We start from the raw sequence: 11,658 nt of genomic DNA, 5'->3' as shown, positions 1-11,658 counted from the left end.
CCCCTCCCGCCGCGCCGGGGTCGGCCCGCGAGGCGAGCATCGTGCTCACCGGCCTGCGCGAGGACATCCAGGCCGGCCCGACCTACCCCGTCACCTTCACGTTCGAGCGCGGCGGAGTCCTCCAGTTCAACGTTCCGGTCGAGAACCCCACCGGCCCCCGCGACGCATCGGCCGAGTGACCGCACCGGCGGGCGCGTCCGCGTGCCGGCCGTGATCCCGCCCCCGCCCACCGGCACGAGCGAGGAGCAGGCTTGACTCCGCGCACCCGCACGGCCCGTGGCGGCTACCGCTGCGCCGAGTGCGGACACCTGGCCATGCAGTGGGTCGGACGCTGCCCGTCCTGCCAGGCGTGGGGCAGCCTGGAACAGGCCGCCCCGGTGGCGGCCGCGCCCACCCGGACGAGGGTCGCCGCCGGAGCCCCCACTGCACCCGCCCGCCGGATCGCCGACGTCGCGCTCGACTCGGCCCGCTCGCGGCCCACCGGCGTGTCCGAACTGGACCGCGTGCTCGGTGGTGGGCTCATCCCCGGCTCGGTCGTCCTGCTGGCGGGCGAGCCCGGGGTCGGGAAGTCGACGCTCCTGCTGGAGGTCGCGGCCAAGGCCGCCGCCACGGGGCGGGTGCTGTACGTCACGGGTGAGGAGTCCGCCGGTCAGGTTCGACTCCGCGCCGAGCGCACCGGGGCGGTGCACGACGAGCTGTACCTCGCCGCCGAGTCCGACCTCGGCGCGATCGTCGGGCACATCGACGAGCTGCGCCCCGACCTGCTCGTCGTCGACTCGATACAGACGATGTCCACGGGCGACGCCGACGGCACCCCGGGCGGGGTGACGCAGACCCGCGCGGTGACCGTCGCGCTCACCGGGCTCGCCAAGGAGCGCGGGCTGCCGGTGGTGCTCGTGGGACATGTCACGAAGGACGGCGCGATCGCCGGCCCGCGGGTGCTCGAGCACCTCGTCGACGTCGTGCTGGCGTTCGAGGGCGACAAGCACTCGACGCTGCGCATGGTGCGCGGGGTCAAGAACCGCTTCGGCCCGGCCGACGAGGTGGGCTGCTTCGAACTGCGGGACGAGGGCATCGTCGGGATGCCCGACCCGTCCGGGCTCTTCCTGGCGCGGTTCGGCGGCCCACCGGTGCCCGGCACCGCCGTCACCGTGGTGATGGACGGCCGCAGGCCGCTCCCCGCCGAGCTCCAGGCGCTCGTCACGGGCAAGGACATCCCCAGCCCCCGGCGGGCCGTCAGCGGCCTCGACAACGCCCGCGTCGCGATGTTGCTCGCCGTGCTCGAGAAGCGGGCGGGCGTGCGGCTGCACGACGCGGAGGTCTACGCCGCCACCGTGGGTGGGATGCGGGTGGTCGAACCCGCCGCCGACCTGGCACTGGCGCTGGCCATCACCTCGGCTCGCCGCGACGTCGCCCTGCCGTCGGACGTCGTCGTGCTCGGCGAGATCGGGCTGGCCGGCGAGGTCCGACGCGTCACCGGCGTCGACCGCAGGCTCGCCGAAGCCGCCCGGCTCGGCTTCACCCACGCGCTCGTTCCCCCGGACAGCGGCGTGGCCCCGGCCGGCATGAAGATCACCGAGGTCCGCGACGTCGGGGCCGTGCTGCAGGCGATCCGCTGAGGTCGGCGGACGGCGTCACGGCACCCGGCGGAACGCGGTGGCGGCGCTGATGGCGTCGTCCACCCTGCTCATCACGTTGTACTCGCCGGCAGGCACCTCGGTGCGGGGCGCGGCGCAGCCCGGGCTCGAGGTGCGGCCCGCCCACCGCACGGCGAACGCGACGGGCTGACCGGGGACGAGGGTCCGGAGGTCGGTGCTGCCGGCGTTGACGCAGTCGTTGCTCGACCAGATCCGGGCACCGCCTGCGCCCCACACCACGATCTCCTGCCGGGCCGAGTCCAGGTCCCGGATGCAGGGCTGGTCGCTGATGTTGGTGACGACCAGCCGCAACACCGGCCGCTCCCCCACGCGATGCTCGGGACGGTCGATCTCGGCGCCCACCGTCAGCATCTGGTTCGTGCAGGGCACCGGCCCGGTCGGCGGCACGGGCACCGGCGGAGGAACCGGCACCGACCGGCGCGGCGAGTCGTCCGGGATCAGTTGCTCGGACGTGATGGGGGGACCCGACGGGCCCGACACCGGCACGGAGGACGGTCCGGGTGCAGGCCCCACCGCCCCCGGCTGCGACGACGGCGGGGGGGACGCCGAAGCGGCTTCCGGGGGCGGCGAGGCCTGCTGGGGAGCGGACGCGCTGGCATGGTTGGCCGTACGGGTCGTGGCAGCATCGGAGGTCGTGGTGGGTGTCGTCAGGATGGCCACGGCCCAGGCCACCAGCACGAGCACGGTGGTCGTGGACACGACTGCGAGCCAGCGCCGCCTCCAGTAGACGGACGCGGGTAGCGGTCCCACCGGCTCCCACACATCACGCACCGTATCTGAGCGACTACCATAAGTTGCGGAATTTGCTCGGCCTCGGCGCGTCGCGACGCGCGGGTTGCACCCGCTCGGCGGAGCCGGTTCACTCCTCGCGTGGTCCCGATGTTGCTGGCACTCGAGCCCTTCTGGCCGAGTCGCCGCATCGTGCAGTTCGACGAGTTCTGTCGCCCGGTCGCGTAGCGCACCGCGCACGTTTTCCGGTCCGCCACGCGGCCTCCGCGCGCCACTGTCGTGGGCGCTCGCCCACGGCTCCTCGTTCCGAACCAGGAGACACCCATGTCCGTCACGGACGAACTGCTCGCCAACAACGCCAGGTACGCAGAGAGCTTCTCGGGGCCGCTACCGCTGCCCCCGTCCAAGAACGTCGCCGTCGTCGCCTGCATGGACGCCCGGCTCAACGTCTACGGCATCCTCGGGCTCGGCGAGGGTGAGGCCCACGTGATCCGCAACGCCGGCGGCGTGGTCACCGACGACGAGATCCGCTCGCTGGCCATCAGCCAGCGGCTGCTCGGCACCCGGGAGATCATCCTCATCCACCACACGGAATGCGGGATGCTCACCTTCACCGACGACGAGTTCAAGAAGTCCATCCAGGACGAGACGGGGATCAAGCCCGAGTGGGCGGCCGAGGCCTTCCCCGACCTCGACGAGGACGTCCGCCAGTCGATCAACCGGATCAAGGCCAGCCCGTTCGTCCCGCACACCGACCAGGTGCGCGGCTTCGTCTTCGACGTGGCGACGGGGAAGCTGAACGAGGTCGGGTAGCGGGCCGGGCACGGGCAGTGGCACGATGCGCCGGCCGTTTCACTGCCCGCTCCCGTGCCCGAACCGGTACCGGCGGGGACATCCGCCACTATGCCGGGCGTGAGGCGCGCGCGATGATCTGCTGCAGTGCCTCGGCATGGGCCAGGAAGCGGCTGCGGCCCTCGTCCGTGGCCCGGACAGAGGTCTTCGGGACCCGGCCCAGATAGGTGCGCCGCAGCTCGACCAGGTCGTCGTTCCTCAGCGTGCTCAACTGCTTGGACAGGGCCGAGTCCGACAGCGACACCTCGTCGCGCAGGAACGCGAAGTCGCACCAGTCCACCGCGCCGAGGACCGCCATGATGGCCAGCCTGGTCGGGTCGGACAGCAGGCGGTCGAGCTCCGCGGTCATCGGGTGGCGGTCAGCCGCTGGCTCAGCGCGAAGAGCCCCGTGAACACGGCGCCGTGGATCAGCCCGGCCACGGTGTCGGGGTACGCGCCGAGGTGGGCGGTGAGCCCGGCGCCGTACTGCGCGACGAGCCAGCCGAGCACGCCGCCGAGCACCGCGATCAGGACGAAGGCGCGCGGCGCGAAGGACTGTCGTGGCTGTACGCCGCGCACCGAGCTCAGCGGCGCCGACCGGGTGGCGAACGTGACCGCCAGCACCGCCACGAACGCCATGAGCACCAGCAGCGCGAGCAGTTTCGCCCCGCCGAGGGAGACGAAGTCGTTGGCCGCACTGCCGGCTGCCACCAGTACGAACATCACGGCGTAGACCCACCATGGCAGGCGGGCGCGCCGCCGGGCGCGCTCCTGGTGGTCGCGGATACTCGCCAGGGCCTCGGCGGCGTGAAGTCGTTCGTCCATGACGTACCTCCTGTGACTACTTGCCTCCCTGGAAACTAGCTTCTTCTTTCCGAATAGGCAAGTAGTCACAGGCCGAGGCAGGTGGTGAGGATCGGTGCTACGCGTCTGTCGTGGGAGTCGTGTAGCAGGCCGAGAGCGGGCAGTGGCACGATCGTCAGCCGTGCCACTGCCCGCTCTCGTGCTCGACTGGTACCGCACGTCCGCCCGTGACCTGCCGTGGCGCCGTCCGGACACCACCCCGTGGGGGGTGATGGTCAGCGAGTTCATGCTGCAGCAGACCCCGGTCGCGCGCGTGGAACCCGTCTGGGCGGAGTGGATGGCGCGCTGGCCCGCCCCCTCGGCGCTGGCCGCGGCGACCCGGGCCGACGTCCTGCGGGCCTGGGGCAAGCTCGGCTACCCGCGCCGTGCTCTGCGCCTGCACGAGGCCGCTGCGGTGATCGCCGCCGAGCACGACGACGTCGTCCCGTCGGACGTGACGGCGCTGGAGGCGCTGCCGGGTGTCGGCTCCTACACGGCGCGGGCGATATCCGCGTTCGGCTACGGCAGGCGCTGCCCGGTGGTCGACACGAACGTCCGGCGGGTGGTGGCGCGTGCCGTGCACGGCCGCGGCGACGCCGGACCGGCCCGCACCACCGCCGACCTCGCCGATGTGGACGCTCTGCTGCCCGCCGACGACGCGTCCGCCGCGGTCGTGTCGATCGGGTTGATGGAGCTGGGCGCGGTGGTCTGCACGGCCCGCGCCCCGCGCTGCGCCGGCTGCCCCGTCCGGTCGGAGTGCGCCTGGGTCGCAGCCGGACGGCCCGAGTACGCCGGGCCACGCAAGCCGGTACAGGCGTTCGCCGGCACCGACCGCCAGGTCCGCGGGAGGCTGCTCGACGTGCTGCGGGGCGCTCCCGGTCCCGTCGAGCGGGCGGCGCTGGACGCGGCGTGGTCCGACGCCGCCCAGCGGGACCGCTGCCTGCACTCGCTGCTGGTGGACGGCCTCGCCGAGCAGCACGACGACGGCCGCTTCGCGCTGCCGGCCTGACCCGCTCCGCCACGATGGCCCAGACCGTCCGCTTCCGGTTGGACGACGACGCGCGCGCCGAGGTGGCGTCGCTCCGGGAGCGGCTGCGCTCGCTGGGCCTCGCCGTGCCGGACGACACGCCCGCCGTCACGGTGGCGGCTGCCGGGGTGGTCCCCCCGCCCGCGAGGGAGGCACTGGCCGCCGAGCTGCGGCTGCTCGTGCTGCCCTCGGTATGGCTCGCCACCCTGGGCACGGTCGCCGGACGCCCCGACGAGCTGGTGCTGGCCGCCGTGGTCGACGCCGAACTGCTGGCCGTGCACGCCGCGGTGCACGACGCGCTGGCCGGCCGCGTCCGCGGGCCCGTCGCCGCCTATCTGCCCGGCACGTGGCTGCCGCACTGCGTGCTCGCCACCGAACGGCCCGCGGACGCGTTCGCCGCCCTACACCCGGTCACCCCGGTCCGCGCGCGCGTCGTCGAGGTCGAGGTCACCGGCTGACCGACCGGCACGCCGGGTGGTGAACACGCCGACCGCGACGACCACCACGGCGATCAGCGCGGTCATCGCCAGGTCGAACCGCGAAGCCTCGCGGGTGGCCATGTAGACGAGCATCACCGGGATCACGATCACGACGGCCCAGGTCAGCCACGGGTAGACCCACATGCGCACCGGCATCGCCGCCCCGTCCCGCTCCAGCTTCGCGCGCAGCCGCAGCTGCGACACCGCGATCACCAGGTAGACCAGCAGCGCGATCGCCCCGGACGTGGCGAGCAGGGTGGTGAAGACCGCCTCGGGCACCAGGTAGTTGGCGATCACGGTGAGGAAGCCGACGGCCGTGGACGCGAGCACGGCGACGCGGGGCACGCCGTTGCCGGTCGTCCGCATCACGGCGCGCGGCGCCTGCCCGCGGCGGCCGAGCGAGTAGATCATCCGGGACGCCGTGTACAGCGCGGAGTTCAGGCAGCTGGCCACGGCGACCAGCACCACGACGTCCACGATCCCCTTCGCACCGGGAACCCCGATGGCCTCCAGCGCGGACTGGTAGGAGCCCGCCTCGGCCAGCCGCGGGCTGTTCCACGGCACCAGGGCGACGACGAGCAGGATCGAGGCCAGGTAGAACACCGAGATCCGCCAGATGACCGAACGGGTCGCCCGGCCGATCTGCTCGGCCGGCTTCTCCGACTCCGCCGCCGCGATCGTCACGATCTCGGTGCCCATGAAGCTGAACATCGTGGTGAGCACGGCGGCGATCACCGCGCCGAACCCGTTCGGCAGGAACCCGCCGTCGTCGAACAGCCGCGACGCGCCGCTGACGTCGCTGCCGGGCAGCAGGCCGAGCACCGCCAGCACCCCGACCGCGATGAACGCGATGATCGCGATCACCTTGAGCAGCGCGAACCAGAACTCGAACTCGCCGTAGTTGGCGACGTCGAACAGGTTGGTGGCCGTGAGCGCCAGGGTGATCGCCAGCGCCCACACCCACTGGGCGACGGCCGGTATCCACGAGTTCAGGATCGTGGCCGCTGCGGTGGCCTCCAGCGGGATCACCAGCACCCAGAACCACCAGTACAGCCACCCGACGCTGAACCCGGCCCACGGGCCGATCGCGTGGTCGGCGTAGGTGGAGAACGAGCCGGAGTCGGGCCGGGCCGCGGCCATCTCCCCGAGCATGCGCATGACGAGCACGACCAGGAGCCCGGCGAACGCGTAGGAGATGAGGACGCCCGGCCCCGCGGTGGCGATCGCGTCGGCCGAGCCGACGAAGAGACCGGCGCCGATCACTCCGGCGATGCTGATCATGGTGACGTGCCGGTTCTTCAGACCGGAGCTCAGCGCGGTACCCACCTCGGCCACGGGCCGTCCCCTTCCCCCTCGCGGACACCCCGGACCGGGGGTGCGCGCATCGTCACACCAGCGGCCGGTCCCCACCACCGGAAGCCGGTCCGGGGATGGTGGCCCGGCTCCGCAGCAGCCGCATGGCGGCGCGGCGGCGCTCGCCGGTGAGCGCGTCGATGTAGAGCTCACCCCTGAGGTGGTCGGTCTCGTGCTGCAGGCAGCGGGCGAGCTCCCCGGTGCCCTCGACGGCCACGGGTCGCTGCCGGAGGTCGACGCCTTCCACCCGTGCGTAGGCCGCCCGCAGTCGGCGAGCCTGCACGCCCGGCACGGACAGGCAGGCCTCCTCGCCGTCGTACTCGCCGTCGGTCTCGACGATGCGGGGGTTGAGCACGTAGCCGAGCCGGCCCTCCACGTTGTAGGAGAACGCCGCGAGCGACGTGCCGATCTGGTTGGCGGCCAGTCCGGCCCGCCCCGGCACCTGCACGGTGTCGAGCAGGTCGGTGACCAGCGCCTCCAGCGCGGCGTCGAACGTGGTGACGAGGTCGCACGGGGTGCGCAGCACCGGGTCGCCGAGCAGGCGCAGCGGCCGGACCGTCACTGCCCGGCCTCACCGGTGGCCGTGGCCTCGGTGAGCTTGCCGAGCTGGTCGAGCACCATCTCGTGCCACTCCAGCTCCGCGCGCAGGCGCAGGCGCGCGTGCTCGGCGACCAGGTCGTCGGCCACGGTCTGGTCGGGCCAGGTGCGGTCGTGCAAGTGGTCCAGCCGCGACAGCCGCGCGGCCAGCACCTGACGCCGGTCGTCCAGATGGCCCCGCAGCGTGTTCTCGTCGAGGTCGGACGCGGTGGCGAGCGCGAGGTCGACCGGGTCGGGCCGGAACCGGACCTCCTCGAACGCCTCCGCCTGGAGGGCATGCAGTTCGCGCCTGCCCTCGGCGGTGATCTCGTACACCGTGCGCGCGGGGAGGTTGCCCTCCTGCTCGGTGCGCAGGGCCTGGACCAGCCCTTCTCCCTCGAGCCGGTGCAGCGCGCCGTACAACGAGCCGGGCCGGACGTCGGACCAGAGCTCCGCGCGGTCGACGCGGGCGTCGCGACGGATCTGGTGGCCGTACATCGCGCCCCGTTTCGCGAGCGCACTGAGCACGAACAGGCGGGTGGGATTCACGCCGGGCAGTAAAACACGAGTACTCACATGTGAGTAGTCAGAAATGCCTCTACCGCTGCCCGGTAGGCGCCCGGGTCCCCCGCGTGCACGAGGTGCCCGGTGCCGGGGACCCGCACGTGGGCGGCCGCCGGCATCCGGGACGCCATCTCCGCCATCTGCCCGCCCGGCGCGACGCTGTCCGCGGCCTCGATCAGCAGTGTCGGGCAGCCGACCGCGGCCACGGCGTCCCAGTGGTGCCGCTCGGCCCACTCCGCCGCGATCCCGACCGTGTCCTCCACGCGGGCCAGCAGGTGGTAGCCGTCGGGCCGTTCCTCGACGCACTCGGTCATGTAGTCGCCGAACTCGGCGCGCGGCCAGCCGAAGGCCTGCCGCACCGCGGCGAGCGAGGGAAACGGCTGTGGCATCGCACCGAACCACGAACCGGCCTCGGCGGCGCTGCGGCCCCGGAAGTCCACCCCCATGTCCTCGACGACCAGCGCCCGCACCAGCTCGGGATGCCGCGCGGCGAGGACCAGGCCGTGCAACCCGCCCATCGAGTGCCCGACCACCACCCCGGGGCCCACCTCGGCGAGCACCTCCGCCGCGTCGGCGGTCATGCGGTCGGTGGTCCACGGCCCGCGGGCATCGGACCGCCCGTGGCCCCTGGCGTCGGGACCGAGGACCCGGCCGTGCGCGCTGAGCCATCCCGCCACGGGCCACCAGGTGGTGGCCCGGCCCATCAGGCCGTGCAGCAGCAGGATCGGGATCCCCTCGCCGCCGAACTCCACCACGGCCAGGTCGAGACCGTCGCTGGTCCGCATGCTGCGCCGCATCCCGGCTAGCCTAGGTGGCATGGCCGTCGTGAAGATCAATGCCATCGAGGTACCCGAGGGCGCGGGGCCCGAACTGGAGAAGCGGTTCGCCAACCGGCTGCACGCCGTGGACGGGCAGCCGGGCTTCATCTCGTTCGAGCTGCTGCGCCCCGTCAAGGGAGAGTCGCGCTACTTCGTGCTGACGCACTGGGAGGACGACGAGTCGTTCCAGGCCTGGCGGGACGGGCCGGCCGCGGAGGCGCACGGAGGCGAGCGCGCGAAGCCCGTCGCCACGGGAGCGTCCCTGCTCGAGTTCGAGGTCGTTCAGCGCTCCACGGCTTCCTGAACCTCACGGAGGCGTCCGCAGCCGCCGCCCTCCTCGACGGCGCCGACGCACTGCTGGTGTGCGCCGGCGCCGGGATGGGCGTCGACTCCGGCCTGCCCGACTTCCGCGGGCCGGAGGGCTTCTGGCGCGCCTACCCGCCCTACCGCGGGCTGGGACTGCGGTTCGAGGAGATCGCCGACCCGATGCACTTCGCGGCCGACCCGGAGCTGGCCTGGGGCTTCTACGGGCACCGGCTGGCCCTCTACCGGAGCACGGTGCCGCACGCCGGGTTCGGCGTACTGCTGAAGTGGGCGCAGCGGGTGCCCGTGCGCGTCTTCACGTCGAACGTCGACGGCCAGTTCCAGTGCGCCGGCTTCACCGAGGACCAGGTGACCGAGTGCCACGGCTCCATCCACCACCTGCAGTGCATGGTCGACTGCGGGCAACCGGTGTGGCCGGCCGACGGGGTCGTGGTGGAGGTCGATCACGCCACGATGCGCGCCACCGGACCGCTGCCGTCCTGCCCGTCGTGCGGCGCGCTCGCCCGTCCCAACATCCTGATGTTCGGCGACGTCGAGTGGGTCGCCGACCGCTCAGCCGGCCAGATGCAGGCCCACAACGCCTGGCTGCGCGGCCTGCGGGCGGCTGGACAGCGACTCGCCGTGCTGGAGCTCGGGGCGGGCACGGCACTCCCCACGGTTCGCCGCGAGGCCGAACGCGCGAGCGCGGCGTCCGGGGCGCTGGTCCGGATCAACCCGCGCGAGCCGAACGTGCGTCACGGCCGCGGCGTGGCGATCGCCGCGCCCGCCGCAGCCACCCTGCTCGCCCTGAACGACCTGCTCGGCTGATCCGTCACGCCGGCACGAGGTGCGCGAGCGCCCTCTTCCAGAACGGCACGACCAGCAGGTGTCCCGCCCCCTGCACCATCTCCAGCCGCGCATCGGGCAGCTGCCGCTGCCACCAGACGCCGTGCGCCTGCCCGATCGCGTCCGCCGAGCCGTAGCCGAGCAGCACCTGGGCCGCGACGTCGGCGGGATCGAAGCCGTACGGCTGCAGCGTGTAACCCGCGATGTCCGCGACCATCCCCGCCCCGCCCTGCACCAGCGCCTCGTCGAGCATCGCCCGCAGCCGGTCCGACACGCCCGGCTCCGCGAGCACCGGCCCGTCCACCTCGTCGATCCCGACGAGCCCGAAGCGGGCGTCGCCGGTGAGCGCCGCCAGCACCGGCCCGAACGCGGCCGTCAGCGCCTCGTGCGCGACCTCGGCAGGCGCACCCCGGAGCGCCTCCACGCCGGCCCGGTTCTCCTCCGGGATCCACGGCACCTCCTCGTCCGGAGCCGGAGTCCCGATCACGGCCACCCGTCCGACCAGGTCAGGACGCCGGGCCGCGAGCGCGAGCGCCACCCGTCCCCCTGCCGACCAGCCCGCCACCGCAGCCGTGCTGCCCGGCGCGAGGATGCTCTCGAGCACCGCCGCGGCGTCCTCCGCCGCCGTCTCCACGGTTGCGAACGCCCCGCCGGACACCGGGTCGGACCCGCCGTAGCCGGGACGGTCGGGCGCCACCAGCCGGATCCCGCGCGCAGCGGTCTCCGCCGGGTCGGGGTCGAACGCTCCGGAACCGGGTGCCGCGTGGAGGAACAGCACCACCGGGGCACCGGCGGGGGCGTCCGGCGTGAGGTCGTGCAGCGCGACGCGGCGACCGTCGGGGCGGCGGATGTGCTGGGGAGTGCTCGTCGTCGCCATGGCAGAAGCATCTCCGCGGGTCGGTGACACCGTGGTGTCACCGTTTTCCGGGCATTCTCGACACGTGAACCGCACCGAACGGCTGTACGCGATCGCGGAGGAGCTTCGTGCCGCCGGGCCGGCCGGACGCACCGGCAGCTGGCTGGCCGAACGCCTCGAGGTCTCCACCCGCACGATCAAGCGCGACGTCGAGGCCCTGCTCCAGGCCGGACTCCCGTTGTGGGCACAGGCCGGACCCGGCGGTGGCTACGTCCTGGACGCCGCCACGCTGCCGCCGCTGAACATCACCGGTGCCGAGGCGGCCGCGATCGCGGTGGCGCTGGCCGCCCTCCCCGCCCTGCCGTTCGCGGTGGACGGGCGCAGCGCCCTGTCGAAGGTGCTCGCGGCGATGCCGGCGGCGGAGCGGGACCGCGCCGAGGCCATCGCCGCGCGGCTCTGGCTGCGCATACCCGAAGCGGCCCCGCGCCCCGCCGTCGCCAAGGTCCTGGACGAGGCGGTGCGCCGGCAGCAGGTGGTCGCCCTGCGCTACGTCGGGGGATCCGGCGAGATCACCGAGCGTGCCGTCGAGCCGGTGGCGCTGGCCGCGACCAAGGGCCACTGGTACCTGCTCGCCTGGTGCCGCCTGCGGGAGGGACCGCGGTGGTTCCGCACCAGCCGGATCACCTCCGCGCACCTCACCGCCGAACCCGCCCCCGCCCACGACGCGGCCACGCTCTTCGGCACACCCCCCGACGACGCCCGCCCCGTCACCCTC

At 73.6% G+C, this 11,658-nt stretch carries 16 protein-coding genes; 8 read left to right on the top strand and 8 right to left on the bottom strand.

Annotated features, from left to right (window positions below; genetic code table 11):
- Nucleotides 1-251: 251 nt before the first annotated feature.
- A complete protein-coding gene (gene radA, locus HF577_RS34170) occupies nucleotides 252-1,619 on the top strand; it encodes a DNA repair protein RadA (protein ID WP_169400137.1) in 1,368 nt (455 codons plus the stop codon).
- A 15-nt stretch (nucleotides 1,620-1,634) separates the two neighbouring features.
- On the opposite strand, the gene HF577_RS34165 is transcribed toward radA, so the two are convergent.
- Nucleotides 1,635-2,009, bottom strand: a complete 375-nt coding sequence (locus HF577_RS34165) for a hypothetical protein (RefSeq protein ID WP_169400136.1) — start codon at nucleotides 2,007-2,009, stop codon at nucleotides 1,635-1,637.
- Between the two features lie 7 nt (nucleotides 2,010-2,016).
- Here HF577_RS34165 and HF577_RS34160 point away from each other — a divergent pair, with 7 nt between their 5' ends.
- Both HF577_RS34160 and HF577_RS34155 read left to right on the top strand, forming a co-directional pair.
- Nucleotides 2,017-2,385 (top strand): hypothetical protein, encoded by a 369-nt coding sequence (locus tag HF577_RS34160; RefSeq protein ID WP_169400135.1) that lies wholly within the window; start codon nucleotides 2,017-2,019, stop codon nucleotides 2,383-2,385.
- A gap of 326 nt (nucleotides 2,386-2,711) precedes the next feature.
- The gene (locus tag HF577_RS34155; RefSeq protein WP_169400134.1) at nucleotides 2,712-3,200 is read left to right on the top strand and encodes a beta-class carbonic anhydrase; all 489 of its coding nucleotides are present in this window, start codon (nucleotides 2,712-2,714) and stop codon (nucleotides 3,198-3,200) included.
- An 88-nt stretch (nucleotides 3,201-3,288) separates the two neighbouring features.
- Here HF577_RS34155 and HF577_RS34150 read toward each other — a convergent pair whose 3' ends face one another.
- The gene (locus HF577_RS34150) at nucleotides 3,289-3,588 is read right to left on the bottom strand and encodes a transcriptional regulator (protein WP_169400133.1); all 300 of its coding nucleotides are present in this window, start codon (nucleotides 3,586-3,588) and stop codon (nucleotides 3,289-3,291) included.
- Nucleotides 3,585-4,043 carry a hypothetical protein gene (locus HF577_RS34145; protein WP_169400132.1) on the bottom strand — a complete coding sequence of 153 codons (459 nt, stop codon included), beginning with the start codon at nucleotides 4,041-4,043 and terminating at the stop codon, nucleotides 3,585-3,587. Before HF577_RS34145 ends, HF577_RS34150 begins: the two co-directional genes overlap by 4 nt.
- Nucleotides 4,044-4,203: 160 nt before the next feature.
- On the opposite strand from HF577_RS34145, the gene HF577_RS34140 reads away from it, so the two are divergent.
- Together HF577_RS34140 and HF577_RS34135 are read left to right on the top strand one after the other, a co-directional pair.
- On the top strand, nucleotides 4,204-5,070 hold the full coding sequence (locus tag HF577_RS34140; RefSeq protein WP_407692272.1) for an HhH-GPD family protein: 867 nt from the start codon (nucleotides 4,204-4,206) through the stop codon (nucleotides 5,068-5,070).
- Between the two features lie 14 nt (nucleotides 5,071-5,084).
- Complete coding sequence (locus tag HF577_RS34135) at nucleotides 5,085-5,546, top strand: 2'-5' RNA ligase family protein (RefSeq protein ID WP_169400131.1); 462 nt, start codon at nucleotides 5,085-5,087, stop codon at nucleotides 5,544-5,546.
- Here HF577_RS34135 and gabP read toward each other — a convergent pair.
- Genes gabP through HF577_RS34115 form a run of 4 tightly spaced genes read right to left on the bottom strand, consistent with a single transcriptional unit; the run spans nucleotide 5,490 to nucleotide 8,857 of the window.
- Nucleotides 5,490-6,902 (bottom strand): GABA permease, encoded by a 1,413-nt coding sequence (gene gabP, locus HF577_RS34130; RefSeq protein WP_169400130.1) that lies wholly within the window; start codon nucleotides 6,900-6,902, stop codon nucleotides 5,490-5,492. The genes HF577_RS34135 and gabP overlap by 57 nt on opposite strands.
- Before the next feature lie 52 nt (nucleotides 6,903-6,954).
- The gene (locus tag HF577_RS34125; RefSeq protein WP_169400129.1) at nucleotides 6,955-7,482 is read right to left on the bottom strand and encodes a peptide deformylase; all 528 of its coding nucleotides are present in this window, start codon (nucleotides 7,480-7,482) and stop codon (nucleotides 6,955-6,957) included.
- Nucleotides 7,479-8,045, bottom strand: coding sequence for a PadR family transcriptional regulator (locus HF577_RS34120; RefSeq protein ID WP_169400128.1), 567 nt, complete (start codon nucleotides 8,043-8,045; stop codon nucleotides 7,479-7,481). The genes HF577_RS34125 and HF577_RS34120 overlap by 4 nt, the downstream gene beginning before the upstream one ends.
- Nucleotides 8,046-8,068: 23 nt before the next feature.
- Nucleotides 8,069-8,857, bottom strand: a complete 789-nt coding sequence (locus HF577_RS34115) for an alpha/beta fold hydrolase (protein ID WP_246267814.1) — start codon at nucleotides 8,855-8,857, stop codon at nucleotides 8,069-8,071.
- 19 nt (nucleotides 8,858-8,876) lie between these two features.
- Here HF577_RS34115 and HF577_RS34110 point away from each other — a divergent pair, with 19 nt between their 5' ends.
- The gene (locus tag HF577_RS34110; protein WP_169400127.1) at nucleotides 8,877-9,182 is read left to right on the top strand and encodes an antibiotic biosynthesis monooxygenase family protein; all 306 of its coding nucleotides are present in this window, start codon (nucleotides 8,877-8,879) and stop codon (nucleotides 9,180-9,182) included.
- A 74-nt stretch (nucleotides 9,183-9,256) separates the two neighbouring features.
- On the top strand, nucleotides 9,257-10,009 hold the full coding sequence (locus HF577_RS34105) for an SIR2 family NAD-dependent protein deacylase (protein WP_169400138.1): 753 nt from the start codon (nucleotides 9,257-9,259) through the stop codon (nucleotides 10,007-10,009).
- A 4-nt stretch (nucleotides 10,010-10,013) separates the two neighbouring features.
- Here the strand turns inward: HF577_RS34105 and HF577_RS34100 are convergent, their stop codons facing one another.
- The gene (locus HF577_RS34100; RefSeq protein WP_169400126.1) at nucleotides 10,014-10,904 is read right to left on the bottom strand and encodes an alpha/beta hydrolase; all 891 of its coding nucleotides are present in this window, start codon (nucleotides 10,902-10,904) and stop codon (nucleotides 10,014-10,016) included.
- 64 nt (nucleotides 10,905-10,968) lie between these two features.
- Between HF577_RS34100 and HF577_RS34095 the strand changes: the two genes are divergently transcribed.
- Nucleotides 10,969-11,658: helix-turn-helix transcriptional regulator (locus HF577_RS34095; protein ID WP_169400125.1), on the top strand; the 690-nt coding region annotated here is incomplete at its 3' end.

Source organism: Pseudonocardia xinjiangensis (genome assembly GCF_012911925.1).
Lineage (GTDB): Bacteria > Actinomycetota > Actinomycetes > Mycobacteriales > Pseudonocardiaceae > Pseudonocardia > Pseudonocardia xinjiangensis.
The sequence above is the reverse complement of the archived record's forward strand: the minus strand, read 5'-3'. Positions and strand labels throughout refer to the sequence as shown.

Bases quoted from the DNA above. Each gene is read 5' to 3' on its own strand.
- HF577_RS34165 (WP_169400136.1), bottom strand. From the start codon at position 2,009: ATGCTGACGGTGGGCGCCGAGATCGACCGTCCCGAGCATCGCGTGGGG.
- HF577_RS34155 (WP_169400134.1), top strand. From the start codon at position 2,712: ATGTCCGTCACGGACGAACTGCTCGCCAACAACGCCAGGTACGCAGAG.
- HF577_RS34150 (WP_169400133.1), bottom strand. From the start codon at position 3,588: ATGACCGCGGAGCTCGACCGCCTGCTGTCCGACCCGACCAGGCTGGCC.
- HF577_RS34145 (WP_169400132.1), bottom strand. From the start codon at position 4,043: ATGGACGAACGACTTCACGCCGCCGAGGCCCTGGCGAGTATCCGCGAC.
- HF577_RS34135 (WP_169400131.1), top strand. From the start codon at position 5,085: ATGGCCCAGACCGTCCGCTTCCGGTTGGACGACGACGCGCGCGCCGAG.
- HF577_RS34115 (WP_246267814.1), bottom strand. From the start codon at position 8,857: ATGCGGCGCAGCATGCGGACCAGCGACGGTCTCGACCTGGCCGTGGTG.
- HF577_RS34110 (WP_169400127.1), top strand. From the start codon at position 8,877: ATGGCCGTCGTGAAGATCAATGCCATCGAGGTACCCGAGGGCGCGGGG.
- HF577_RS34105 (WP_169400138.1), top strand. From the start codon at position 9,257: ATGGGCGTCGACTCCGGCCTGCCCGACTTCCGCGGGCCGGAGGGCTTC.
- HF577_RS34100 (WP_169400126.1), bottom strand. From the start codon at position 10,904: ATGGCGACGACGAGCACTCCCCAGCACATCCGCCGCCCCGACGGTCGC.